This is a genomic window from Mesorhizobium sp. M0833 (assembly GCF_040319905.1).
Classification (GTDB): Bacteria; Pseudomonadota; Alphaproteobacteria; order Rhizobiales; family Rhizobiaceae; genus Mesorhizobium.
Genome location: NZ_JAMYOQ010000002.1, coordinates 257490 through 282211, shown reverse-complemented (window position 1 = coordinate 282211; position 24722 = coordinate 257490). Strand labels below are relative to the sequence as shown.

Genomic DNA, 24722 nt, shown 5'->3' with positions numbered 1-24722 from the left:
ATGGCTGAGATGGCAGTGCAGCGGGCGTCGGGACGCGGCATCTGGGGATGGATGCTGTTCGACTGGGCGGCACAGCCGTTTTTCACGGTCGTCACTACCTTCATCTTCGGTCCGTATTTCGTTTCGCGCATGGCCAGCAATCCCGAGACCGGGCAAGCGGCCTGGGGCTACGGCATTGCCGCCGCCGGCCTCGTCATCGCTGTTTTGTCGCCGGTCCTCGGTTCGATCGCCGACCAGACAGGACCGCGAAAGCCGTGGATAGCCTTCTTCGCCGCGGTCAAGATCACCTGCCTCACCCTGCTGTGGTTCGCCGCGCCCGGCTCTAATCTTTTTCTGGTCGTCGCGTTGTTCTCGCTGGCGTCGGTCGCGGCGGAATTCTCGACCGTGTTCAATGATTCGATGATGCCCCGCCTGGTGCCGAAGAGCGACATCGGGAGGATCTCGAACATGGCCTGGGGGCTCGGCTATCTCGGCGGCATGATCGCACTGATCTTCGTCGTTACCGTCATGGCCGGCTCGCCTGAAACCGGCAAGACCGTTGTTGGGCTGGACCCGATCTTCGGCCTCGACCCCAGGCTCGGCGAGGACGCGCGCGCCACCGGACCGTTGTCGGCGGCCTGGTATTTCCTGTTCATCCTGCCGATGTTCTTCTTCACGCCGGATGCAATCAAAGGCATTCCAATCGGGCCGGCGGTGCGCGAGGGACTGTCGGAACTGAAGTCGACGCTGGCCGAAGTGCGCAAGCGCAGCGGCATTTTTCGCTTTCTCGTCGCCCGCATGATCTATCAGGACGGCGTCAACGCGCTGCTGGCGCTGGGCGGAACGTTTGCGGCGGCAATGTTCCATTGGTCGATTACCGAGATCGGCCTGTTCGGCATCATTCTCAACGTCGTCGCCATAGTCGGATGCCTGGTTGCCGCACGCCTCGACGCGGCCCTGGGTTCCAAGTCCATAGTGATGATTTCGCTGGTCATGCTGAGCATCGCCACGCTCGGCATCGTCTCGACCGGCCCGGGCTATACGCTGTTCGGCGCCTGGGTGATGCCTGGACTGGACGGCGGCGGATTGTTCGGTACGGCGGCGGAAAAAGCCTACATTTTCTACGGCCTGCTGATCGGGCTTGCTTTCGGGCCGGTGCAGGCATCGTCGCGCTCCTACATGGCGCGCAGCGTCTCCGCTGCCGAATCGGGGCGCTATTTCGGCATCTATGCGCTGGCCGGCCGAGCAACCAGTTTTGCCGCACCTTTCATGGTGGCCACGATCACCCTGGCCAGCGGCTCGGCGCGGCTCGGCATGGCGGCGATCGTGCTGTTCCTCGGAGCGGGCATGGGGATCCTGATCGGCACGCCCTATCCGGCGGATCGGCCGGCGGAGTGATCTGCTCGTCCCTTCTCCCACAGAGGGAAGGGAGGGAGTTCAATGCCTGAAATGCCTCACGCCGGTAAACACCATGGCGATGCCGTGAGCATCGGCGGCGGCGATGACATCGTCGTCGCGCATCGAGCCGCCGGGCTGGATGACGGCGGTGGCGCCGGCTTCGATTGCCGACAAAAGCCCATCCGCGAACGGGAAAAAGGCATCCGAGGCGACGACAGAGCCCTTGGTCAAAGGCTCCGTCAGACCGGCAGCCTCGGCCGCGTCGAGCGCCTTGCGCGCGGCGATGCGCGAGGAATCGACCCGGCTCATCTGGCCGGCGCCGATGCCGACTGTAGCGCTATCCCTGGCATAGACTATGGCGTTCGACTTGACGTGCTTTGCCACGCGGAAGGCGAATTTCAGATCGGCCAATTCGGCCGGCGTCGGAGCGCGGCTGGTCACCACTTTCAGGTCGAGGTCATCGACCACCGCATTGTCGCGGCCCTGGACCAACAAGCCGCCGGCAACCGATTTCAAGCCAAGGCCCGCCGCGCGCGGGTCGGGCAGGCCGCCGGTAACCAGCAGGCGTAGATTCTTCTTGGCGGCAATGATGCGGACTGCTTCCTCGGACGCCTCCGGTGCGATGATCACTTCGGTAAAGGTCTTGACGATCTCTTCGGCGGTTCCGGCGTCGAGGATGCGGTTCATGGCGACGATGCCGCCGAAGGCAGAGACCGGATCGCAGGCCAGCGCCTTGGCATAGGCCGCGTGCAGCGAAGCGGCTTCGGCGACGCCGCACGGGTTGGCGTGCTTGATGAGGGCAATTGCGGCGGAGCGGGTCGGATCGAATTCGCCGACCAGCTCGAAGGCGGCGTCGGTGTCGTTGATGTTGTTGTAGGAAAGCTGCTTGCCCTGAAGCTGGCGCGCCGTAGCGACGCCCGGCCGCCTGTCGCCATTGACATAGAAGCCGGCGCCCTGATGCGGGTTTTCGCCATAGCGCATCACCGATTGCAGCTTGCCGCCGAAGGCGCGCCATGTCGGATGCTCGATCTCGAGCGCCTCGGCGAACCATCCCGAGATCGCCGCATCGTAGGTGGCAGTACGGGCAAAGGCCTTGGCCGCCAGCTTCTTGCGGAAATCCAGCGACAGCGAGCCGAAATTCATCTCCAGCGCGTTGAGCACCGAGGCATAGTCGTCAGGGTCGGTGACGGTACCGACATAGGCGTGGTTCTTGGCCGAGGCACGGATCATCGCCGGGCCGCCAATATCGATGTTCTCGACGATCGCCGCGTAGTCGGCGCCGGAGCGGCGCACCTCTTCGAATGGATAGAGATTGGAGACGACGAGGTCTATAGGCTCGATGCCGTGGTCGCGCATCGCAGCGACGTGCTCGGGATCGTCGCGCACGCCGAGCAGTGCGCCATGCACCGACGGGTGCAGCGTCTTGACGCGGCCGTCCATGATCTCGGGAAAGCCGGTGAGCTCGGATACGTCGCGCACGGCCATGCCGGCCTCGGCGATCGCCTTTGCGGTGCCGCCGGTCGAAACCAGCTCGACGCCGGCCGAAGCCAGCGCCTTGGCGAAGTCGATCAGGCCGGTCTTGTCGAAGACGGAGAGCAGCGCGCGACGGATCGGAACAAGGTCGGGCGCGGGAATGTTCTTGGCGGCGACGGCCATGGGCTGGCGGCCTTTCCAGTTCTGGTTGGAGAGCGTCCGCGGGCCGTAGCACATGAGGCCCGGAAATCAAGCAGCAAGGCTTGATCAGTGTTTGCCGTTGCCACTGGCTTCAGCTTTTTCCGGATGACCACCGAGAGTAGTCCGCGTCAATTGCCAGTGGACCTCGGAAATCTCCGAGGCTTTGAACGCAAGCACGATCTGCCGGCTGCGGCGCGGGCCGCCGAGCCCGGCGAAATAGATCGATTCCTCGACCTCGGGTACCACTTCGGTGGAGGTAAACACCCAGGTGTCGGCATGGTCGGCGGCCAGCACCAGACGGTCATGCTCATCCTGGAGCACGTTTATGTCGGGATGGACATGGAAACGCACCGTGACGAAATCACGGCCATTGTTGCGGATAGAGGCGCCGCCCGGCCGCAGGAAGCGGTCCCTGCCGGCAAGCACATTGCCTTCGGTCGATAATTTCAGCTCGCGCTCATGCAGGAAGCCGAAGCGCGCGACATAGCCGTCATGGCGGGCGATGAAGCCCTGGCTGCCCTTCTGGTCGGTGCGCTTGCAAGGCACATGCTGCGGCCCGCCGATCAAAGGCGTGCCGAGCAGGTCGTTGACGCGCAGGGAGTGGTTGAAGCGCGCCGACGACGTGTCGTTGATGGTGGCGGTCGAGTGGGCGGCGGTGGCGCGGGCAAGCGGCCGGAACTCGGCGGCGCCATAGGTGTCTATGCCGGCGTTGACGACATAGTGCTGGCGGCCCGACGACAATTCGAAGGCGAGGCACCCGGCGTGAGCGGCATTGGACACGTCGACGGGCGGCGGTGGTCCGGTATCGGCGATCACCGTGACACCCCCCATCGACAGGCGCTCATAACCCGAATGCGGCGCGTGCAGCAATGGTGCGCCGGCGGTGTCGTCGTGATGCAGGATGCTGGCGATACGGTCGTGGATGGTGGCGCCCATGCCGTTGAAGCGGGCAAGGCTGCCATCCTGATGGCGAAAGAAGCGCAGCGCCGGCAGCATCCGGTCGATGGCGCCGATCAGGGCGGTCGGCGGTGTCTCGGCCTGATTGGCGTATGTCTGGCGCAACGGCAGAAGGTCGGCGAGGATTTCAAGCACGGCCATCGGATTGCGCGAGATATGGCCGCCGTCAGGCAGGATCTGGCGGTCGATCTCCTCGGCGAGACTGCGGGTGGCACCGCGCAGCGCCGAGGCCGGCGCCGGCAGCGACAAAGCGGCAAAGGCCAGCGCAATGCGCGCGCGTAGCCTGTCCTTGCCGTCCGGCATCTCGCGCGCCATGGCGCGCAGATAGCGGATCTGGACGGCAAGCGATTTCAGGAAGGCGCGGTAGAACGGAAATTCGGCGCCCTGCAACACGATCGAGGAATGCTGCAGCCAGGCAATGACGCGCTTGGCCGTCGTGCCGGGCTCCCAGGCGACGCCGGAAATATGGCTGCCATGGATTGCAATCCAATCGGAAACCAACGCCCGCGCGTTGGCGGCGGCGAGCTCGGTACCCGCGGCACGCATGTGGCGCAGCCAGCGAAAGCCATGCAGCGTCTTTTGCCAGCCGGGATTGGGCACGTCGATCTGGAAGGGCGATTTGCCGCCGGTCTCGACCAGATGCCCCGAAAGCGGATAGCGGCCGTAATAGATCTCGAGCGCGATCTGAGGATCGGCGAGGCGCAGGTCCGGCGGGGCGATCAGGACGCGCTCCGGCGTGCGGCCTGAGTAGCGCCAGCGATAGAGTGGCCCGGCACGCAAGCGCCGGCGCGCCTTGCGCCAGAACTCCCTCGCGACAAGCGTCCACAGACGCGTCGTGTTACCGGCAGCGATTGCCAAAATCTCTCCTGATCATCCTCACCCAGGCACAAGTTTATATGATTCAAGAACTTGTGCGAAGGCGAATTCCGCGGCAGCGTGGCCGTTCAGCCTGTTTTCCGTGCCTCTTCGCCCCACAAGGCCGGACGCGCTTCGAGATCGGCCCTTAGCCGGCTCTGCGCATGCGGGCGGCGAAGAAGCCGTCCAGCCCGGAACGGGCGGGGGAGCCAAGCTCCAGGTCGGCAGGCGTGGTGCGCAACGTGCCTTGCGGCGTCAGGAACGGGTCGATGCCGGCGATCTCACCCGGCCGAAGCGGGTCGTCGATGATTTCCGCATTGCCGGCGAGAAAGCCGCGATAAAGCTCTTCGCCTTCGAGCGGATCGAGCGAACAGTTGGAAAAGACGATGCGTCCGCCAGGCGTGACCAGGGTGACGGCGCGGGCAAGCAGCCGGCGTTGCAGGTCGGCCAGTTTTTCGACGTCGGCCGCCGTCTTCGTCCAGGGAACGTCGGGGTGCCGCCGCACCGTGCCTGTCGAAGAGCAAGGTGCGTCAAGGAGGACGCCGTCGAAGAGCTCCTTCGGCTCGTATTTGAGCAGATCGGCGTGGGCGATCTCCGCGGACAGGCCGAGCCTTTCGAGATTCTGCGTCAGCCGCGCCAGCCGTGTTCGGGACATGTCGAGTGCGGTGACGTGGGCGCCGGCGAGGATCAGCTGGGCGGTCTTGCCGCCCGGCGCGGCACAGAGGTCGGCGATTCGCAAACCATTGATGTCGCCGAACAGCCGGGCCGGCAGGCTGGCCGCTGCATCCTGAACCCACCAGGCGCCTTCCCCAAAACCGGGCAGTTCGGTCACGGAAGCGCTGAGCTTTTCCACCCGCACCGTGCCGGTCGGCAGGACGAAGCCGCCGAGCCGTTCGGCCCACAGCGCCGGGTCCGACTTGACGGTGAAATCGACCGGCGCCTCATGGCGATGGGCGAGCAGTATCTGCCTGGTCTTGTCGAGGCCGTAGACGGTTTTCAAACGGTCGGAAAACCATTTTGGCGCCTCGTCGGTGGCCGCAACCGCCGCCGCGAGCTCATCCTGCTTGGCCCGCGCCAACGTACGCAGTACGCCATTAACGAGGCCGGAAAAGCGCGCCGTGCGCGGATCGGACTTGGCGTGGGTCACGGCGAGGTCGACGGCGGCGCTGTCGGGAACATCGAGGAACAGGATCTGCGCCGCCGCCACATGCAAGATGTGCGAAAGCGCCGTGGCGTTGGGCGGCAGCGGCTTTTCCAGGCGGCGGGCCAACAGGCCTGATATGGTCATGCGGTAGCGCAGGGCGGTGACCAGAATGGCGCGCACCAGGGCGCGGTCGCGCAGGTCGAGCGCCTTGTATTGCGGATGGCCGTTTTCATGGTCGGTCAGCCCGTCGAGCGGCGTTCTCGCGTCGATGACGGCGGCAAGCAGCCGCGCGGCTGTCTTGCGCGCGGCGAGGCCAGCAACGGCCTCGCTGCCCGAATTGTGTTGACGATCGCCTGGAATTGCGTGCCGGCGTTGCCCGACGCTCACGACCACGGACCTTTGGGCCCGGTCGGATTGCGTCCCCAGGGATTGGGTTTCGGCCTGGCCGGCTCGGCCGGCCTTTCGGGCCGGGCGGCCCTTTCCCATGGACCCGACGGCTGCTGCCCGATCCCGTCCGGCTCCGGGCTTGGCGTCGCGGCCGCTTCGGGTGCGCCGGCCATCTGTTGCGCCATCCGCTGCAGGGCGGCGATGCGGTTTTCGGTGCTCGGGTGGGTGGAGAACAAATTGTCCATGCGCTCGCCGGAAAGAGGATTGATGATGAAGAGATGGGCGGTTGCCGGATTGCGCTCGGCATCCGGGTTGCGGATGCGTTCGGCGCCACGGGCGATCTTGTCAAGCGCCGAGGCGAGCCACAGCGGGTGTCCACAGATTTCGGCACCGCGCCGGTCGGCCTCGTATTCGCGAGTGCGGCTTACCGCCATCTGCACGATCATGGCGGCCAAAGGCGCGACGATCATTGCCACCAGCACGCCGACGATGCCGAAGGAATTGTTGTTGTCGCGGTTACCGCCGAAGAAAAAGGCGAAATTGCCGAGCATCGAAATTGCGCCGGCGAAGGTGGCGACGATCGTCATGGTCAGCGTATCGCGGTGCTGCACATGGGCGAGCTCGTGCGCCATCACCGCCGCGACTTCTTCATGCGATAGCCGCTCGAGCAAGCCAGTGCTGGCGGCGACAGCGGCATTTTGCGGATTGCGGCCGGTGGCGAAGGCATTGGGCTGCGGATTGTCGATGAGATAGGTCCTCGGCATCGGCAGACCGGCGCGTCGGGCAAGGCCCTGCACGATGGCGTAATATTCAGGCGCGTTGCTTTCGTCGACCTCGATCGCTCGGTGCATCGCCAGCACCATCTTGTCGGCGTTCCAATAGCTGAACAGATTGGTGCCGGCAGCGATCAGCAAGGCGATCATCATGCCGCCGGATCCGCCGACCAGATAACCGACGCCCATGAACAGGGCCGTCATTGCGGCCAAAAGCATGGCGGTGCGAAGGGTGTTCATTGTCTGCTCCGTTCTGCCCAACAAAGGGGTCGATCCCTTGTGGACCCACCGCTATATGATGGGAAACAGCGGTTCTCGTTTCAATCGGGGGCCTGTTTCAATCTAGCGGAAGATCGCATGATCGACGAAACCAGCACAACGAATGCTAACGGCGAGCCGCAAAAGGCGCTGAGGCCAGCAGCCCAGCGTGCCTTGGCCGAGGCCGAGGCCCGACGGGAGAAATATCGCGAGAAGGAAGCCACGCTCCCGAGGGAGATCGGCGGGCGCGGCGGCAAGGAGCCCAGCCGCTACGGCGACTGGGAAGTCAAGGGCCTGACCAGCGACTTTTAGCCCAGGTAGGGCGCCAAACTACGCAGGCTGCGCCGTCCGCTCCGCTTCGATGGCAATCCAGCCGCGGGCATCGACAGCGATGCCGATCGCGTCATAGCCGATGATGGCGGCATGCGGCGTCTCCAACGGATGCCGGTGCGTGGCGCTGATCACCATGATTGCAGCGCCCGCGGCTTCGGCTGCCGCTATGCCTGCCGGCGCGTCCTCGAAGACGAGGCAGTCGCGCACATCGACGCCGAGCCGTTCGGCCGCCAGCCGGAAGCAGTCGGGCGCCGGCTTGCCGCGGGCCACATCCTCCGCCGCAACGATCACGGCGGGAGCCGGAATGCCGGCGGCCTGCAGGCGCAGCAAGGCAAGTTCGCGCGGCGCGGAGGTGGCGATCGCCCAACTCCCAGGCGGCAGCGACGCGAGGAACGCCGCGGCGCCGGCAATCGGGCGAATGCCCTCGACATCGGCTGCCTCGGCCTGCAAAAGCGCATCGGCTTCGCGGGCAGGATCGACGCCTGGCAGCGCCAGCCGGCCGATGGTCTCGATCGCCCGCACGCCGTGGATGGTCGGCAGGAATGCGGCGACGTCAAGACCTTGCCGATGCGCCCAAGCTGCCCAGACCCTTTCCGCCGCGGCAATCGAATTGAGAATCGTGCCGTCCATATCGAACAGAAAGGCCGCAAATTTTCTGCCTGCAAGCATCGGTTTTCCCGGGTCATCCTGGAGGGATTATTTCGAAAGACGCGTGTCGATCGACCGTAACGTTGCCGCGTCCGTATGGGAAGCCGCGAGGCGTCGTTTTCGACGTTCGCAAGGAACCGCCGCGCACTCTCCCGCGTTGACCAGCACTATCTTCCATGACGATCGTAGGGGGACGGCGATGCTGATCAGGCTCGGCTATGAAATTGGCATTGAATGCGCTGCAGCCACGCCGGTCATTTCGCTGCTCGAGATCCACAGGGATCGCCAGGTCGACATCAAGCGGCAGACGCGCGTGCTGACCTCGCCGTCGGTCCCGACCAGGGTCTACCACGATCTTTTCGGCAATAGCTGCCGCCGCTTCACGGCGCCGGCCGGAAGTTTTCGCATCCTCTATGACGCGGTGGTCGAGGACAGCGGTGAGACGGACGAAGTCAACGCGTTGGCCAGGGAAGTTCCGGTCGCCGAATTGCCGGACGAGGTGCTCGGCTATCTGCTCGGCAGCCGTTACTGCGAGACCGACCATCTCGGCGACCTGGCCTGGCAACTGTTCGGCCAGCTTCCGCCGGGCTGGGCGCGGGTGCAGGCGATCGTCGACTATGTCCACAACCGCCTGTCCTTCGGCTACGGTTATGCGCGCTCGACCCGCACGGCGGCGCAGGCGCATGAGGAACGCGTCGGCGTCTGCCGCGACTTTGCCCATCTGGCGATCACGCTCTGCCGCTGCATGAATATCCCGGCCCGCTACGTGAACGGCTATCTCGGCGATATCGGCGTGCCCGCCGATCCGGCGCCGATGGACTTCTCGGCCTGGATGGAAGTGTTCCTCGACAGCAAGTGGTACACGTTCGATCCCCGCCACAATGTGCCGAGAATCGGCCGTGTCGTCATTGCGCGTGGCCGCGACGCCACCGACGTGCCGCTGTTGCACAGTTTCGGCCCGCACCGGCTCAGCCTGTTCAAGGTCTGGACCTACGAGCAGGAAGGCAACCTGTTCAAGCCGCCCTATCGCGGCCTCGACAGGACCGTCACCGCACGGGTGCTGGCCTAATCCTCCCGGAGACGTTCACAGCCCATGTTTCCACGTCCCGCCATCGCGGTCGTGCTGATCCGGTTCGAGACATCTCGTCTGTACCGGATCGGGACGCCATCCGGCCGTTCCGAATTGCGAGCCGGATCGTGGTAAGCGCTTTGTGAACAAAGCCGCGCCGACGCGGCTTTCGTTTACCCGCTGTTTACCTTGTCGCTGCTCGAAACCGTTTGGAAACAAGGGCCTGAGCGGGGGCTGCTCGCTTTCCCGCGCCCGGCGGCGCGATCCGGCCGGATTCCTGCAATGCGCGTTCGGACAGCTGCAGGCTGTAGCGAATGGAGGCGGAAGGAATGCGGCGTTTCGGGGGTCTTGTTCAGGCGATCGGCGGCTTTGCCGGGGATCGCAGCGGAAATTTCGCGGTGCTGTTTGGCATAATCGGCTCAGTACTGGCGCTGAGCGTCGGCTTTGCCGTCAACGTCTCCCAACTCTACAATGTGAAATCGAGCCTGCAAGGCGTCGTCGATGCTGCGGTCACCTCGACGGCCCGCGACTTGACGACCAGCGTCATCAGCGAGGCTGACGCAAGCAAATCGGTGCAGGCCTTTCTCGATGCCAACAGCACGGCGGGTATCCTGCAGGACAATCAGATCGTTCTAGACAAACTGACTGTCGACCGAATCGCCAAGACCGTTCAGGCGGACGTTCATGTCAATGTCAGCTATTATTTCCCGCTTTTCAGCACGGGTAGCATGCAGCGCGTTCCCGCATCGACGACGGCTCTCTATTCGGACAAGCAGATCGAAGTCGCGATGATGCTCGATGTTACCGGCTCGATGGCAGGCCAGAAAATCATCGATCTGCGGACGGCTGCGGCGAATGCTGTCGACAGCTTCCTGGGCGGTCAGGACCCGTCCAAACCGCGCGTGCGGGTTGCCATCGTGCCTTATGCCAATTCGGTGAATGCCGGTACACTTGCCACCAGCAGCGTCTATGTGGAAACCACCGCCAGCCAACGCAAACAGGCGCCGGCCAATGACGCCGTGCAGTATGTCTCGGGCTTCATCCGTCCCGATAATTGCGCCACAGAACGCAAGGGGACCTACCAGTATTCGGACGCAGGCCCCGACGCCAGCATGGTCAACCGCGACTACCTGCTGTCGTCCTTCGCCTGGCAAACCGGCACCGCCGCCTGCCCGGCCGCCACGCTGATGCCGCTGACGGCCGATGCGACGGCACTCAAGACGGTCATCAAGAATTTCGTCGCCTCCGGCGGCACTGCCGGCCATATCGGCGTGCAGTGGACCTGGTACATGCTCTCGGAGAGCTGGGGGAGCATAATGAGGACTTCGCAGCGGCCGGCCAAGATGGATCCAAAAAAGGTCGCCAAAATCGCGATCCTGATGACCGATGGCGAATTCAACCTGTCCTACTTCGATGCGAGCACGGTGAGCGACGTTTACAATGACGCCGGCAAGGAGCCGACCCGCACGGCAGCCAAGAAACTTTGCGCTGCCATGCGCGACAAGGGCATCGAGATCTTCACTATTGGATTTGACCTAAACGAAACGAATGCCAAGGCGACGCTCCAGGATTGCGCGAGCCCGGACACCACCAAGATCAAGCACTTCTACCAAGCTGCCAATGGAACCGAACTCAACCAGGCTTTCCAGGACATAGCGCGCAACGTCGAGATGTTGAGTGTAACCAAATAAGGGACAACAGCCCAAAAAGGAAAAGGCCGCCGCTTCTTGCGAAGTCGGCGGCCTTCCGTGTTTCCGTCCATGGCGCGGCTCCTGGCTGCGACGGTTGGTCGCCAGCCGCGCATCTCGCGCCTTAACGGGAAGACTGCTTCCCGAAAGTGCGATCCGCTGAGGCCACGTTCTGGAAAACGAAATCACTCGACATCGGATCACCTCCTTTCGATTTGTTGAACACTTGCTCATGATGGGGTGTCATCCGGCAAATGGCAAGGCGGGGCACTCGAAAATCCTGAACAAGCGTGCTTGTGCACTCGGGCGGCTTGCGGCCGGCCGATCCGGCAGGCAAGATCGAGCCGCGATTGTTCCGGGCCGCTTTTTGCCGGGTAAGGGAGGATGGGGATGGAGGCAGCCGAAAGAGCGGCCCGGATTGTTCGGACGGTCATTGAAACGCTGAAACCGGGTTTCGCGGTGAGGCTGTGGACAGGCGAGCGGATCGGCCCGGCTACCGGCCCGGTGCTCACTATCAACGACCAGGACATCGTCTGGCAGATCGTACGTCGGCCCTCTTTATCGACGCTGATCGAGATGTGGATTGCCAAGGCGGTCGACGTCGAAGACGGATCGCTGTTCGATTTCTACGCCTTGCCCACGCATGGCAAGCTCAGGACGAAGCTCAAGACGTTGCCGAAGCTGGCGATCCTGCGCGACCTGCCGGCGGTGCTGTTTTCGCGAAAACAGATGACGGCGCGAACCGATCTTTCCGGCCGCAATCCTTACGTCAGCGGGTCGAGCAAGGAGGCGATCCAGCATCACTACGATATTTCCAACGCATTCTACCGGCTCTTCCTCGACGAGCGCATGGTCTATAGCTGCGGCTATTTCAAGGATTTCGCCAACGATATCGATCAGGCCCAAAGAGACAAGCTCGACCATATCTGCCGCAAGCTTCGATTGAAGCCCGGCGAAAAACTGCTCGACATCGGCTGCGGCTGGGGAGCGATGCTCATCCATGCGGTGAAGAATTATGGCGTCGTCGGCCACGGCGTTTCGCTGTCGGAGGCACAGACCGAGCTCGCCCGCGAACGCATCCGCGCCGCGGGGCTGGAGGACCGCATCACCATCGAGATCAAGTCCTATGCCGAGCTGTCCGGCTCCTTCGACAAGATCTCGTCGATCGGCATGTTCGAGCATCTGGGACTTGCCAACCATGCGGCCTATTTCTCGAGGATCCATCGCCTGCTCAAGCCCGGCGGCATCTATCTGCACCACGCCATCACCCGGCGCGACAAGGGCAACATGAAGAAGACGCTGCGAAAGGGGCCGGAATTCAAGGCGCTGATCAAATACATTTTTCCGGGCGGCGAACTCGATACGATCGGCATGACGCTCGGCAATCTCGAGGCGCACGGCTTCCTCGTCTACGACGTCGAAAACTTGCGCGAGCACTATGCGCGCACCTGCAGGCTATGGGCAGAGCGTCTCCACGCACGCTTTGACGAAGCCATCGCTGAGGTCGGCGAAGCCAAGGCGCGGCTCTGGCTGCTTTATCTCACCGGCTGCTCGATTACTTTCGAACGTGCATCGGCGCAGGTTTTCCAGACCGTCGCCACAAGGCGCGCGCGTGGGCCGAGCGGCCTGCCGCCGACGCGGGCGGATTTGTACCGATAGCTACAGGAGGCGCATCGTGGCGCCGATCTCGACGCGGGCCGGTCGGTCGACAGTGCAGTAGACGCCGAGATTATGGGCGTTGTGGCGGACCAGGCTGCGCAGGATTGCCGGGTCGTGGTCGAACCCGTCCTGGCCAATGATGGTGAAGCCGCAGCGGCGGCACGGCTCGGAGATGGTCAGGAGCAGGTCGCCGATTGCCAGCTTGCGCCCGATCCATTCCGTCTCGGGGAACGACCCCTCGACCTCCGGCATATCGACGACGATGTTGGGGCGGAAGCGGCGCGCGTCGGCGGTGCCCTCTGGATGCAGCACTTTCAAACGCGCCAGTGAGGCGGTGGTCAGCAGATGAATAGGGGCTTTGACGTAGCGTTCGGTCAGCAGAGGGCCGGCATAATCCGGAGCCGCATTTTCCCGGCGGAACGGCCGGATGGAAGCCGCAAAGCCGAGATACGCGGAAACCGCGCGATCACTTTGCGCGCCAGGTGCCGAAAGCCAGCGTCCGTCGGGGATGGCGACCTCCAGCCTGCCGGACTGCGACAGCCGGGTGCGGATGCGGGGCACCTTGTGCCATTTCGCTTCGCGGTCGGGCCGTGCGATTTCATCGGTCGAGGTATCGACAAGACCAAACAGGCGGTCGCCTTCGACGGTATACCAGTCGACGGAGATCGCCTCCTGAAACTCGCCGGCGAGCGAGCTCGCGGGATAGCGCCAAAGCTCGGTGACGGCGCCCAATGCGGGTTGCATCAGCCCTTCTTGTTTTGCCGGTTGGCGATCAGGTCGTCGACGACTGCCGGATCGGCGAGCGTCGAGGTGTCGCCGAGCGCGGCAAAATCATCCTCGGCGATCTTGCGCAGGATGCGCCGCATGATCTTGCCGGAACGGGTCTTCGGCAGGCCGGGCGCGAACTGGATCTTGTCGGGCGAAGCGATGGCGCCGATCTCCTTGCGGACATGGACGACGAGCTCCTGGCGCAAGTCCTCGCTTGGCGTCTCGCCGGCCATCAGCGTGACATAGCAGTAGATGCCCTGGCCCTTGATATCGTGCGGGTAGCCGACGACGGCGGCCTCCGAGACCTTCTCATGCGAAACCAGCGCCGATTCGACCTCGGCGGTGCCCATGCGGTGGCCAGAGACGTTGATGACGTCGTCGACCCGGCCGGTGATCCAGTAGTAGCCGTCAGCATCGCGGCGGCAGCCGTCGCCGGTGAAGTACCTGCCCTTGTAGGTCGAGAAATAGGTCTGCACGAAGCGGTCGTGATCGCCATAGACGGTGCGCATCTGGCCCGGCCATGAGTCGGCAATGCAAAGATTGCCGCTGGCTTCGCCTTCGAGCACCTTGCCGTCGGCGTCGACCAGCTGCGGCTTGACGCCAAAGAAGGGCCGCGTCGCCGAACCCGCCTTGAGGTGGGTGGCGCCCGGAAGCGGCGTAATCATGATGCCGCCGGTCTCGGTCTGCCACCAGGTGTCGACGATCGGCACCTTGCCGTTGCCGACGACGTTGAAATACCACTCCCAGGCTTCCGGATTGATCGGCTCGCCGACGGTGCCGAGCACGCGCAGCGACTTGCGCGACGTTTTGGTGACATGGGCATCGCCGGCGCCCATCAGTGCGCGCAGCGCCGTCGGCGCCGTGTAGAAGATGTTGACCTTGTGCTTGTCGATCACGTCCCAGAAACGCGACTGCGACGGGTAGTTCGGCACGCCTTCGAACATCAGCGTGGTGGCGCCGTTGGCGAGCGGCCCGTAGACGATATAGCTGTGGCCGGTGACCCAGCCGACATCGGCGGTGCACCAGTAGATGTCGCCGTCATGATAGTCGAAGACATATTGGTGGGTCATCGAGACATAGACGAGATAGCCGGCTGTGGTGTGCAGCACGCCCTTCGGCTTGCCGGTCGAGCCGGATGTGTAGAGGATGAACAGCGGGTCCTCGGCGTTCATCTTCTCGGGCTTGCATTCGGCCTTAACCGTGGCGACCTCGTCATGGTACCAGACGTCGCGCCCGGCGGCCCAGCCGGTCTTGCCGCCGGTGCGGCGCACGACCAAGACCTTTTCGACTTTCGTTCCGGCCTTGGCGGCGATCTCGATCGCCTTGTCGGTGTTGTCCTTCAGCGCGATAGTCTTGCCGCCGCGCAGGCCTTCGTCGGCGGTGATGACGAAGGTCGACTTGCAGTCGTCGATGCGTCCGGCCAGCGCGTCCGGCGAAAAGCCGCCGAAGACGACCGAATGAATGGCGCCGATGCGCGTGCAGGCGAGCATCGCATAAGCGGCCTCCGGGATCATCGGCATGTAGATGGTGACGCGGTCGCCCTTCTTGACCCCGTGCTTCTTCATCACATTGGCGAGGCGGCAGACATGTGCGTGAAGTTCGTTGTAGGTGATCTTCCTGTCGTCGTAGGGATTGTCGCCTTCCCAGATGATGGCGGTCTGTTCGCCGCGCTTCTTCAGATGCCGGTCGATGCAGTTCCAGGAAACGTTTGTCTGGCCATCCTCGAACCATTTGATCGAAACCTTGCCGTCGAAGGACGTGTTCTTGACCTTGCTGTAGGGCTTGAACCAGTCGATGCGCTTGCCGTGCGTGCCCCAGAACTTGTCCGGGTTCTTGACGCTGTCGGCGTACCATTTCAGGTAGGTGTCATTGTCAATCAGCGCGTTCTTCTTCCACGCCGGCTGGACGCGATGGACATGAACATCGGACATTTCTTCGCCTTCCTCCCCAAAACCAAACCGCCGGCTTGACCGCCGGCAGGATCGCAGCGATGCGGCCGCGAATTCGCGCGCATTATTAACAGTTCGGCGGTGACGGCAACATTAGACGTTGGATTCGCGCGGCGGGATGCCGCAGGTGCCTTGCCGGGTGGTGTCAGCACTCTCGTGAGGCGGCTGCTAAGCGCATGTTTTTGCGGGAGGAATCTGGTTTGATCGCAGAAATATCAATAGACGAATAAGCAAATGGGGTGCACAATTTCAGGCTGGGAGGAAGGAGAATCAACCAGGGGACCGCAATGCGCGACCATTCAGAAATGGACCTGATGCTCAAGGGCTATGGCTTGACCACGGCCAAGATTCTTTATCACTTTCCCGATCATCCGCATCTGCTGCAGAGCTTCATCTGGCAGGACTACGACATCGCCCCGAAATTTCCGGTGCTGATCCGCTTCATCGAGTTCTGGAAGGCCGAGCTCGAAGGCCCGCTGCATTCGGTGAGCTACACGCACCAGAAGCTGATCGCGCCGAACGAATGGCGCAAGGTCGACGGCGAGTTCGTGCTGCATTAGCCGGGGCGGCAGCCCGGGAGCCGCCGCCAGCTTTTGGAGCGTCAGACTGCGGGTGCGTTCAGCCGGGCAAACCCCTCCTGCCGGCGATAGGGAAAATACGGGTAGGGTGCGGTGACCTCACTTGCCGTGTCGAGCTTCTTCATCTGCTCGGCTGTCAAGGACCAGCCGACGGCGCCGAGATTCTGGCGCAACTGCTCCTCGTTGCGCGCGCCAATGATGACGGAGGCGACGGTCGGCCGCTGCAGCAGCCAATTGATGGCGATCTGCGGTATGGTCTTGCCGGTTTCCTCGGCGACAACATCAAGCGCGTCGACGACCCGATAGAGATGCTCATCCTCGACGGGCGGTCCGAAGCTTGCCGTGTCGTGCAGCCGGCTTTTCTCAGGCAGCTTCTGGCCACGGCGGATCTTGCCGGTCAGGCGGCCCCAGCCGAGTGGGCTCCACACCAGCGCACCGACACCCTGGTCGAGGCCGAGCGGCATCAACTCCCATTCATAATCGCGTCCGACCAGCGAATAGTAGACCTGATGGGCGACGTATCGGGGATAGCCATATCTATCCGCCAGGCCGAGCGACTTCATCACTTGCCAGCCGGAAAAATTGGAGACGCCGACATAACGCACCTTGCCGGCGCGCACGAGACCGTCCAGCGTCGACAGCACCTCCTCGATCGGTGTTGCGGCATCAAAGGCGTGCAGTTGCAGCAGGTCGATGTAATCGGTGCCAAGACGCTTCAGCGCGTCTTCGACGGCCTTGATCAGGCGTGAACGTGACGAGCCGGCATCGTCGGGACCGTCGCCCATCGGCAGCGAGGTCTTAGTCGAGATCAGCACGGCGTCGCGGCGGCCCTTGATGGCAGCGCCGAGCACTTGTTCGGAAGCGCCAATCGAATAGACATCGGCGGTGTCGAACAGGTTGACGCCGGCCTCCAGGCAGATGTCGACCAGCCGCCGTGCTTCCGTCGCATCGCTGTTGCCCCAGGCGCCGAATAGCGGGCCTGAACCGCCGAAGGTTCCAGCGCCGAACGAGAGTGCCGGGACCTTCAGGCCTGATGCGCCAAGATTTCGATAATCCATGGGTTTGCTCCTTGTGGAAGGATGGCTGTTTCAAAGATTGGTTGAGGTTTGCCGTTCTATGACGGCGCGATTTCCGGTGTGGAGAGGGCAGGGTCTCGGTCGAGGCGCAGAGCAAACGCCGCCACGGCAAGCGCTGAAAGCGGCAACAGGGCCGCGACCCAGGTGACGGCACCGAGACCGGGACCGTGCGCGATGACCACGCCACCGAGCCAGGCGCCGGCCGCGTTGCCGAGGTTGAAGGCGGCGATGTTGAAGGACGAGGCGAGGCTCTGGCCGGCGCCTTGTGCCTTTTCCAGCACCCACATCTGCAGTGGCGCCACGGTGGCGAAGGCGGCGGCGCCGAGCAGGCCGACATAGATAACGGCCATGACCTGGCTTTGCAGGGCGAAGGTCATGGTGCCGAGCACCAGCGCCAGGACGACGAGACTGCCGAGAACGGAAGGTAGCAGCCGGCGGTCGGCGAACTTGCCGCCGGCGATGTTGCCGGCGATGAGGCCGCCGCCGAAGACCAGCAGGATAGGCGACACCGCTGCTTCCTCAAAACCGGTGATCTCGGTCAGCAACGGGGCGATGTAGGTGAAGACGGCAAAGACGCCGGCATAGCCAAGCACGGTGGTGGCAAAGCCAAGCAGGACGGGCGTGCGGCCGAGCACGGCGAGATCGGCGCGCAAATTGCTCTTTTCAGGTTCTGTTCGGCTGCGCGGCACCACCAGGAGAATGATGGCGAAGGCGGCGATGCCGACCAGGGTCACCGCCCAGAACGTCGCGCGCCAGCCGAAGACCTGGCCGAGCCAAGTGCCGAAAGGCACGCCGAGGATGTTGGCGATGGTCAGGCCGGTGAACATCAGGGCGATCGCCGAAGCTTTCTTGTTGGGCGCCACCAGCCCGGTCGCCACGACCGAGCCGACGCCGAAGAAGGTGCCGTGGGCGAAGGCGGTCAGCACGCGCGCACCCATCAGCGTCCAGTAGTCTGGGGCAAGCGCACAGGCGAGGTTGCCCAGCGTGAAGATCGCCATCAGCGACAGAAGCACGGTCTTGCGCGGCCAACGGCCGGTTGCGATCGTCAGCAGCGGCGCGCCGATGACAACGCCGAGCGCATAGCCGGAAATAAGCTGGCCGGCAGCCGAGATCGAGACGTCGAGATCGGTGCTGACGTCGAGCAGCAGGCCCATGATGACGAATTCGGTGACGCCGATGCCGAACGCACCGGCGGCAAGAGCGTAAAGAGCAAGGGGCATGGCGGTTCCCACATCGATGACGACCAGTTTTGACGACGGGCGCCGTGTTCCTCCCACGCCCCAATTCGGAAGATCGTGTCCCGATGTGCTGTGAACCAGCCTTGCATCGGGCACATCGTCTGTGAAATAGATTCACCAATGGCCAGGCCCGACATCAACCGCTCCGGCGAGATCGAAGTGTTCGTCCGCGTGGTCGAGGCGGGCAGCTTTTCGGCCGCTGCCCGTGCGTTGCGGATGACCCCGTCGGCGGTGAGCAAGCTGATCGCGCGGCTGGAGGCACGGCTCGGCGCGCGGCTGGTCAGCCGTTCGACGCGCAAGCTGCAACTGACGCCGGAGGGGGCGGCCTTTTTCGACAGCGGCGTGCGTATCCTGGCCGACATGGCAGCGGCCGAGCGTGAGGCAGCGGCGGGTGCCGCGCCGCGTGGCCGGCTGCGGATCAACAGCTACGTGCCTTTCGGGCAGCATCGGCTGATCCCGCTTTTGCCGCGTTTTCTGGAGCGCTACCCCGAAATCTCGGTCGATCTGGTGTTGACCGACGATGTTATCGACCTGATGGAGGAGCGTGCTGACGTCGCCATCCGGGCCGGGCCGCTCGGCGAATCACGGCTGGTGGCGCGCAAGCTCGGGCAGAGCCGGGTGGTCGTCGTTGCGGCGCCATCGTATCTCGAAGCGCGTGGCACGCCCATGACGCCCGCCGATCTCGATCGTCACAACCGGATGGGCTTCCGTTTCGTACGCCACCTCGAGGGCTGGCCTTTTATCGATGCGGCCGGCAAGCCGATCACCCTGTCGATCGCCGGAAATACGCTGGTCAGCGACGGCGAGGCGATGCGGCTGATGGCGCTCTCGGGGGCGGGCATCGCCCGGCTGGCAAGCTGGCATGTGGAGGCCGACATTGCCGCCGGCCGGCTCCTGCCGCTGCTGGAAGAGTTCAACCCCGGCGACGAGGAACTTACCCACGCCGTCTATGTCGGCCAAGGCAAGCATCTGCCGGCGCGGGTGCGGGCCTTTTTGGACTTTTTGGTCGAGACTGTCCGGCTGAACTGAGCTCAAAACGATCGGGAGCCTGCCGGCTCCCGAAGCAACGAAGGTAAGAAGGTAAGATTGAGTTACTTTTTCGGAACAAAGGGCGCCGGGCGCCGGCCGGCTGCCTGACGCTCCAGCATCCAGCCCGGGTATTCGGCGGGCAGGGCACTGACTTCGTCGAGGCGAACAAGATCATCGGCATCGAGCTGCAACTCGGTGGCTGCAAGGTTCTGTTCCAGCTGCTCCATGCGGCTGGCGCCGATGATGACGCTCATCACGAATGGCTTGGCCAGGACATAGCCGAGCGCCACCGTAGCGACGCTGACGCCGTGCTTGGCGGCGATCTCGCGCATAACGGCGACTGCTGCCCAGGCACGGTCCTCATTGACCGGCGGGAAATTGAAGCTGGCGCGGCGGCCCTCGCCATTGCCGGGGGCGCCCGGTCCGTATTTGCCGGAGAGCAAGCCGCCAGCCATCGGCGACCAGACCATCAGCCCGAGCTTCTCCTCGCTGAGCAGCGGCACGATCTCGCGCTCGAGATCGCGGCCGGCGATCGAATAATACGACTGCACGGTCTCGAAGCGGGCAAAGCCTTTGCGCTCGGCAATACCCAGCGCCTTGGCGATGCGCCAGGCCTGCCAGTTCGAGACGCCGACATAGCGGACCTTGCCGGCGGCAACCAGGTCGTCGAGCGCCCGCAGCGTTTCGTCGATCGGCGTCACCGTGTCGGTGCCGTGCAGCTGGTAGAGATCGATATGATCCAGCTGCAGCCGTTGGAGGCTGCCTTCGACCGAATCCATGATGTGGCCGCGCGAGGAACCACGCTGGTTCGGGCCTCCGCCCATGGCGCCATGAACCTTGGTGGCGATGATCACGTCCTGCCGGTTGACGCCAAGGTTCCTGAGCGACTGGCCGAGAAGCCGTTCCGAGGCACCAAAGGAATAGACATCCGCCGTGTCGAAGAAATTGACGCCGGCGGCGAGCGAGCGGGCAACGATCTCGTCAACGCCCTTCTGGTCGAGGCTGGCGATCAGGCCCCATTGGGCGTTCTCGCCGGCCGCGCCGAACGTCATCGTGCCGAGGCAAAGTTCGGAGACGAACATCCCCGTATTTCCAAGTTGATTGTAACGCATGGTGGCTCCAGACGGGTTGAGAATAACTCGACCCATATAGGAACGAAACGTTCCGTTTCTATACACTGGCTTAGTCGATGTCAGCCTGTGGCCTAAGGCCGGCTGCGCCTCATCTGGCGCCGAAAATCGCCGATCCAACCCTGACACTGGTCGCGCCGAAGGCGATCGCGGTTTCGTAGTCGCCGGACATGCCCATGGAGAACTTGTCGACGCCGGCCTCAAGCCCAAGCTTTTCCAGCAGCGCGAAATGCGGACCGGGGTTCTCGCCGGCCGGCGGAATGCACATCAGCCCTTCGATGGCGAGGCCGTGAACCGAGCGGCAGCGGGCCACGAAGGCGACAGCCTCGCGCGGCTCGATGCCGGCCTTTTGCGGCTCGGAGCCGGTGTTGACCTGGACATACAGCCTTGGTGACCGGCCTTGCCTGGCGATCTCCTTGGCGAGTTCGGCGGCGATCTTTTCACGGTCGACGGTTTCGATGACGTCGAACAGCGCGACAGCTTCCTTCGCCTTGTTCGATTGCAGAGGACCGATCAGATGCAGCTCGATCTCGGGGAAGTCATGTTTCAGCACCGGCCATTTGGCTTGTGCTTCCTGGACCCGGTTTTCGCCGAAGACGCGCTGGCCGGCCTCGATGACGGGGCGGATATCGGCGGCGTCGAAGGTTTTCGAGACCGCGACCAGCGCCACCGCTCCGGCGTCGCGTCCTGCCTCGCGCTCGGCGGCAGCGATCCTTGCCTTGACCGTGAAAAGCTGTTCGACGGCGCTCGCCATGCCTATATCCTGCCTGTGTTTGGCTTTTCGCCGGATCGCCGCAGTTGACGGGTCCGGCAATCCATGGTGAACACCGCGACGACATTTCCTGAGCCGCCCGGGCATTGTCCGGCGGCTCGCGCATGCTTTTAAGTGAAAAACACCCGATGGCAACCGAACGATACAATCCGCGCGCGTCAGAGCCCAAATGGCAGAAGGCCTGGGACGCAAAGAAGCTGTTCGAAGCCGACAATGACGACCCGCGCCCGAAATATTACGTGCTGGAGATGTTCCCCTATCCGTCGGGGCGCATCCATATCGGCCATACCCGCAACTATACGATGGGCGACGTGGTGGCGCGCTACAAGCGGGCCAAGGGTTTCAACGTGCTGCACCCGATGGGCTGGGACGCCTTTGGCATGCCAGCCGAAAACGCGGCGATGCAGAACAAGGTCCATCCCAAGGACTGGACCTATCAGAACATCGCCGCCATGCGCGAGCAACTCAAGGTCATGGGCCTGTCGCTCGATTGGGCGCGCGAGTTCGCCACCTGCGATGTCGATTACTATCACCGCCAGCAGATGCTGTTCCTCGATTTCGTCGAGAAGGGGCTGGTGACGCGCAAATCCTCCAAGGTCAACTGGGATCCGGAGGACATGACGGTGCTTGCCAACGAGCAGGTCATCGACGGACGCGGCTGGCGCTCGGGGGCCTTGGTGGAGCAGCGCGAGCTGACGCAGTGGTTCTTCAAGATCACCGACTACGCGCAGGACCTGCTGGATTCGCTCGATCAGCTCGACGACTGGCCGGAAAAAGTGAAGCTGATGCAGGCGAACTGGATCGGCCGTTCGGAAGGTCTGCTGATCCGCTGGCCGCTGGCCAAGCCAGCAGCCGGCGAGCATGAGCTCGAAATCTATACGACAAGGCCCGACACCATCTTCGGCGCCTCCTTCATGGCGATTGCCGCCGACCATCCGCTGGCCAAAAAGGCCGCCGAAGACAATCCGGCGCTGGCAAAGTTCATCGACGAGGTCCGCCATATGGGCACCTCGGTGGCGGCCCTGGAGACGGCCGAGAAGAAGGGCTTCGATACCGGCATTCGCGTCGTCCATCCGTTCGACGAGAAGTGGACGCTGCCCGTCTACGTCGCCAATTTCGTGCTGATGGACTACGGCACCGGCGCCATCTTCGGCTGCCCGTCCGGTGACCAGCGCGACCTCGACTTCGCCAACAGATACGGCCTGCCGGTCATTCCGGTGGTGATGCCGGAAGGCGAGAATCAAGGCAGCTTCCAGGTCATCGATGAGGCCTATGTCGGCGACGGCGTGATGATCAATTCGCGCTTCCTCGACGGCATGAAGCCTGATCAGGCGTTCGACGAGGTGGCGAAGCTGCTGGAACAAAAGACCATCGGCAACCGGCCGATGGCCGAGCGCAAGGTGAACTTCCGCCTGCGCGACTGGGGCATTTCGCGCCAGCGCTATTGGGGCTGCCCTATCCCGATGATCCATTGCGAGGATTGCGGCGTGGTGCCTGTGCCGAAAGCCGACCTGCCGGTCAGGCTGCCGGATGATATCGAGTTCGACCGGCCGGGCAATCCGCTCGATCGCCATCCGACATGGCGGCACGTCAAATGCCCGCGTTGCGGCAAGGACGCGCGGCGCGAAACCGACACGATGGACACGTTCGTCGATTCTTCGTGGTATTTCGCACGCTTCACGGCGCCCTGGGCAAACGATCCGACCGATCCCAAGGCCGCGACTGAATGGCTGCCGGTCGACCAGTATATTGGCGGCATTGAGCATGCGATCCTGCATTTGCTCTATTCGCGCTTTTTCACCCGCGCCATGCGCGAGACCGGCCATGTCGATCTGGCCGAGCCGTTCAGGGGCCTGTTCACGCAAGGCATGGTGGTGCACGAGACCTATCGGGTTGGCGGCGCCTCGAACGGCCGCTGGCTTGCGCCCAGTGAGGTCAGGCTGGAAGACGCCGACGGCAAGCGCCGCGCCTTCGAAATCGCCACCGGCGAAGAGGCGGTGATCGGTCCGCTCGAAAAAATGTCGAAGTCGAAGAAGAATACGGTGAGCCCGGAAGAGATCACCGACGGCTACGGCGCCGATACGGCGCGCTGGTTCATGCTGTCGGACTCGCCGCCCGAGCGCGATGTCGAATGGACCGACGAGGGTGCGGCCGGCGCGCATCGCTTCATCCAGCGCATCTGGCGCCTGGTGTCGACGGCTGCCGAATCGCTCGCCGGAGTCCGGCCAGAGGCGGCGAAGGACGGCGAGGCCGGGACAGTGTCCAAGGCCGCGCACAAGATCTTGAAATCGGTCGGCGAGGACATCGAAAAGCTCGCCTTCAACCGCGCCATTGCCCGCATCTATGAGCTCGCCAATGCCTTGACCGTACCGCTCAACGAGGCGGCAGAGGGCAAAGTCGGTCCGGCGCTGCAAGCGGCCTGCCGTGAGGCCGTCGAGATCCTGGTGCACCTGATCGCGCCGGTCATGCCGCATCTGGCCGAAGAGTGCTGGCAGACGCTCGGCGGCACCGACCTTGTCGCCGAGCGGCCCTGGCCGGACTACGATCCCTCGCTTGTCGTCGACGCCGAGATCGTGCTGCCGGTGCAGGTCAACGGCAAGAAACGCGGCGATTTGACAATTGCCCGCGACGCGGATCAAGGTGCGGTCGAAAAGGCGGTTCTGGCTCTCGACTTCGTTCAGAAAGCGCTCGAAGGTAAGGCGCCGCGCAAGGTGATCATCGTGCCGCAGAGGATCGTCAATGTCGTTGCCTAAGCCGCGAAAGACAGAGCTGACGGTGCGCCGTATCGTGCTTTGCGGGCTGCTCGCCTCGGTGACGCTGGTTTCCGCCTGCACGGTGCGGCCGCTCTATTCGAGCGCGCCGCTGGTCGCCGGCTCGCAGGTCGGCGCTGCTGCCGAGCTGGCATCGATCTCGGTCAAACCGGTCAAGACCCGCTACGCCCAGCAGGTCCGCAACAATTTGATCTTCGCGCTCGGCCAGGGCGCCGGCGAGCCAGCTTCGCCGGTCTATTCGCTTGATCTGGGCGTCTCCGAACTCGTCGAATCGGCGGCAATCGAGCAGGTCACGACCGACGAGGACGAGCCGACCGCCGGCACCGTGACGCTGACCGCCAACTATGTGCTCAGCGATGCCAAGACGGGCACGGTCATAGCGAGGGGCAAGCGCACGATTCCGTCGTCATACGACAGGCCCCGCCAGGAATTCGCGTCATACCGAGCCCAGATCGACGCCGAGAACCGTGCGGCGCGCGAACTGGCGGATGTGCTGCGGCTGTCGATCGCCCAGGATCTGATCAAGCACGGCAAGCCGGCGGCAAGCTAGGTGTTTCCAGAGCGCGCAATCTGCAAAAAAAGGCCGATT

At 63.7% G+C, this 24722-nt stretch carries 20 protein-coding genes; 9 read left to right on the top strand and 11 right to left on the bottom strand.

From position 1 onward, the window contains the following. On the top strand, positions 1-1377 hold the full coding sequence (locus NKH98_RS03540) for an MFS transporter (RefSeq protein WP_352803485.1): 1377 nt from the start codon (positions 1-3) through the stop codon (positions 1375-1377). Between the two features lie 39 nt (positions 1378-1416). On the opposite strand, the gene purH is transcribed toward NKH98_RS03540, so the two are convergent. The 4 genes from purH to htpX form a co-directional block, all read right to left on the bottom strand. Continuing rightward, complete coding sequence (purH, locus tag NKH98_RS03535) at positions 1417-3033, bottom strand: bifunctional phosphoribosylaminoimidazolecarboxamide formyltransferase/IMP cyclohydrolase (protein WP_352896694.1); 1617 nt, start codon at positions 3031-3033, stop codon at positions 1417-1419. An 84-nt stretch (positions 3034-3117) separates the two neighbouring features. Further along, positions 3118-4866: a heparinase II/III family protein gene (locus NKH98_RS03530; RefSeq protein ID WP_352896692.1), complete on the bottom strand. Its 1749-nt coding sequence runs from the start codon at positions 4864-4866 to the stop codon at positions 3118-3120. Between the two features lie 145 nt (positions 4867-5011). Continuing rightward, positions 5012-6400, bottom strand: a complete 1389-nt coding sequence (locus NKH98_RS03525) for an RsmB/NOP family class I SAM-dependent RNA methyltransferase (RefSeq protein WP_352896691.1) — start codon at positions 6398-6400, stop codon at positions 5012-5014. Continuing rightward, entirely contained in the window at positions 6391-7407 is a 1017-nt protein-coding gene (gene htpX, locus NKH98_RS03520; RefSeq protein ID WP_352479562.1) for a zinc metalloprotease HtpX, read from the bottom strand. Before htpX ends, NKH98_RS03525 begins: the two co-directional genes overlap by 10 nt. Positions 7408-7524: 117 nt before the next feature. On the opposite strand from htpX, the gene NKH98_RS03515 reads away from it, so the two are divergent. Continuing rightward, positions 7525-7737, top strand: a complete 213-nt coding sequence (locus NKH98_RS03515) for a DUF1674 domain-containing protein (protein ID WP_352479563.1) — start codon at positions 7525-7527, stop codon at positions 7735-7737. A gap of 18 nt (positions 7738-7755) precedes the next feature. Here NKH98_RS03515 and NKH98_RS03510 read toward each other — a convergent pair whose 3' ends face one another. Further along, entirely contained in the window at positions 7756-8427 is a 672-nt protein-coding gene (locus NKH98_RS03510) for an HAD-IA family hydrolase (RefSeq protein ID WP_352479564.1), read from the bottom strand. A gap of 178 nt (positions 8428-8605) precedes the next feature. Here NKH98_RS03510 and NKH98_RS03505 point away from each other — a divergent pair, with 178 nt between their 5' ends. The 3 genes from NKH98_RS03505 (at position 8606) to NKH98_RS03495 (ending at position 12822) form a co-directional block, all read left to right on the top strand. Next, a complete protein-coding gene (locus NKH98_RS03505) occupies positions 8606-9475 on the top strand; it encodes a transglutaminase-like domain-containing protein (RefSeq protein WP_352479565.1) in 870 nt (289 codons plus the stop codon). 329 nt (positions 9476-9804) lie between these two features. After that, positions 9805-11166 (top strand): pilus assembly protein TadG-related protein, encoded by a 1362-nt coding sequence (locus NKH98_RS03500; protein WP_352479566.1) that lies wholly within the window; start codon positions 9805-9807, stop codon positions 11164-11166. 387 nt (positions 11167-11553) lie between these two features. Continuing rightward, the gene (locus tag NKH98_RS03495) at positions 11554-12822 is read left to right on the top strand and encodes a class I SAM-dependent methyltransferase (RefSeq protein ID WP_254820438.1); all 1269 of its coding nucleotides are present in this window, start codon (positions 11554-11556) and stop codon (positions 12820-12822) included. Here the strand turns inward: NKH98_RS03495 and NKH98_RS03490 are convergent, their stop codons facing one another. Both NKH98_RS03490 and acs read right to left on the bottom strand, forming a co-directional pair. Further along, positions 12823-13566 (bottom strand): MOSC domain-containing protein, encoded by a 744-nt coding sequence (locus NKH98_RS03490; RefSeq protein ID WP_352801558.1) that lies wholly within the window; start codon positions 13564-13566, stop codon positions 12823-12825. Then, a complete protein-coding gene (gene acs / locus NKH98_RS03485) occupies positions 13566-15521 on the bottom strand; it encodes an acetate--CoA ligase (RefSeq protein WP_352801560.1) in 1956 nt (651 codons plus the stop codon). Before acs ends, NKH98_RS03490 begins: the two co-directional genes overlap by 1 nt. Before the next feature lie 305 nt (positions 15522-15826). Between acs and NKH98_RS03480 the strand changes: the two genes are divergently transcribed. Then, the gene (locus tag NKH98_RS03480) at positions 15827-16099 is read left to right on the top strand and encodes an usg protein (RefSeq protein ID WP_254820441.1); all 273 of its coding nucleotides are present in this window, start codon (positions 15827-15829) and stop codon (positions 16097-16099) included. A 41-nt stretch (positions 16100-16140) separates the two neighbouring features. On the opposite strand, the gene NKH98_RS03475 is transcribed toward NKH98_RS03480, so the two are convergent. Next, positions 16141-17175, bottom strand: a complete 1035-nt coding sequence (locus tag NKH98_RS03475; RefSeq protein WP_352896690.1) for an aldo/keto reductase — start codon at positions 17173-17175, stop codon at positions 16141-16143. Positions 17176-17231: 56 nt separating this feature from the next. After that, the gene (locus NKH98_RS03470; RefSeq protein WP_352801564.1) at positions 17232-18413 is read right to left on the bottom strand and encodes an MFS transporter; all 1182 of its coding nucleotides are present in this window, start codon (positions 18411-18413) and stop codon (positions 17232-17234) included. Between the two features lie 138 nt (positions 18414-18551). On the opposite strand from NKH98_RS03470, the gene NKH98_RS03465 reads away from it, so the two are divergent. Next, positions 18552-19460 carry a LysR family transcriptional regulator gene (locus NKH98_RS03465; protein ID WP_352801566.1) on the top strand — a complete coding sequence of 303 codons (909 nt, stop codon included), beginning with the start codon at positions 18552-18554 and terminating at the stop codon, positions 19458-19460. A gap of 62 nt (positions 19461-19522) precedes the next feature. Here the strand turns inward: NKH98_RS03465 and NKH98_RS03460 are convergent, their stop codons facing one another. Further along, positions 19523-20572: an aldo/keto reductase gene (locus NKH98_RS03460; RefSeq protein WP_352801568.1), complete on the bottom strand. Its 1050-nt coding sequence runs from the start codon at positions 20570-20572 to the stop codon at positions 19523-19525. 109 nt (positions 20573-20681) lie between these two features. Then, positions 20682-21344 carry a YggS family pyridoxal phosphate-dependent enzyme gene (locus tag NKH98_RS03455; protein WP_352648911.1) on the bottom strand — a complete coding sequence of 221 codons (663 nt, stop codon included), beginning with the start codon at positions 21342-21344 and terminating at the stop codon, positions 20682-20684. Positions 21345-21490: 146 nt separating this feature from the next. Here NKH98_RS03455 and leuS point away from each other — a divergent pair, with 146 nt between their 5' ends. After that, positions 21491-24115 carry a leucine--tRNA ligase gene (gene leuS / locus NKH98_RS03450; RefSeq protein ID WP_352896688.1) on the top strand — a complete coding sequence of 875 codons (2625 nt, stop codon included), beginning with the start codon at positions 21491-21493 and terminating at the stop codon, positions 24113-24115. Next, positions 24102-24683, top strand: coding sequence for an LPS assembly lipoprotein LptE (locus tag NKH98_RS03445; RefSeq protein WP_352896686.1), 582 nt, complete (start codon positions 24102-24104; stop codon positions 24681-24683). Before leuS ends, NKH98_RS03445 begins: the two co-directional genes overlap by 14 nt. Positions 24684-24722: the final 39 nt, after the last annotated feature.

Coding starts and splice junctions, on each gene's coding strand:
- NKH98_RS03515 (WP_352479563.1), top strand. CDS start 7,525: ATGATCGACGAAACCAGCACAACGAATGCTAACGGCGAGCCGCAAAAG.
- NKH98_RS03460 (WP_352801568.1), bottom strand. CDS start 20,572: ATGCGTTACAATCAACTTGGAAATACGGGGATGTTCGTCTCCGAACTT.
- NKH98_RS03540 (WP_352803485.1), top strand. CDS start 1: ATGGCTGAGATGGCAGTGCAGCGGGCGTCGGGACGCGGCATCTGGGGA.
- htpX (WP_352479562.1), bottom strand. CDS start 7,407: ATGAACACCCTTCGCACCGCCATGCTTTTGGCCGCAATGACGGCCCTG.
- acs (WP_352801560.1), bottom strand. CDS start 15,521: ATGTCCGATGTTCATGTCCATCGCGTCCAGCCGGCGTGGAAGAAGAAC.
- NKH98_RS03505 (WP_352479565.1), top strand. CDS start 8,606: ATGCTGATCAGGCTCGGCTATGAAATTGGCATTGAATGCGCTGCAGCC.
- NKH98_RS03510 (WP_352479564.1), bottom strand. CDS start 8,427: ATGCTTGCAGGCAGAAAATTTGCGGCCTTTCTGTTCGATATGGACGGC.
- NKH98_RS03480 (WP_254820441.1), top strand. CDS start 15,827: ATGCGCGACCATTCAGAAATGGACCTGATGCTCAAGGGCTATGGCTTG.
- NKH98_RS03455 (WP_352648911.1), bottom strand. CDS start 21,344: ATGGCGAGCGCCGTCGAACAGCTTTTCACGGTCAAGGCAAGGATCGCT.
- NKH98_RS03445 (WP_352896686.1), top strand. CDS start 24,102: ATGTCGTTGCCTAAGCCGCGAAAGACAGAGCTGACGGTGCGCCGTATC.
- NKH98_RS03495 (WP_254820438.1), top strand. CDS start 11,554: ATGGAGGCAGCCGAAAGAGCGGCCCGGATTGTTCGGACGGTCATTGAA.
- leuS (WP_352896688.1), top strand. CDS start 21,491: ATGGCAACCGAACGATACAATCCGCGCGCGTCAGAGCCCAAATGGCAG.
- NKH98_RS03465 (WP_352801566.1), top strand. CDS start 18,552: ATGGCCAGGCCCGACATCAACCGCTCCGGCGAGATCGAAGTGTTCGTC.
- NKH98_RS03500 (WP_352479566.1), top strand. CDS start 9,805: ATGCGGCGTTTCGGGGGTCTTGTTCAGGCGATCGGCGGCTTTGCCGGG.
- purH (WP_352896694.1), bottom strand. CDS start 3,033: ATGGCCGTCGCCGCCAAGAACATTCCCGCGCCCGACCTTGTTCCGATC.
- NKH98_RS03475 (WP_352896690.1), bottom strand. CDS start 17,175: ATGGATTATCGAAATCTTGGCGCATCAGGCCTGAAGGTCCCGGCACTC.
- NKH98_RS03470 (WP_352801564.1), bottom strand. CDS start 18,413: ATGCCCCTTGCTCTTTACGCTCTTGCCGCCGGTGCGTTCGGCATCGGC.
- NKH98_RS03490 (WP_352801558.1), bottom strand. CDS start 13,566: ATGCAACCCGCATTGGGCGCCGTCACCGAGCTTTGGCGCTATCCCGCG.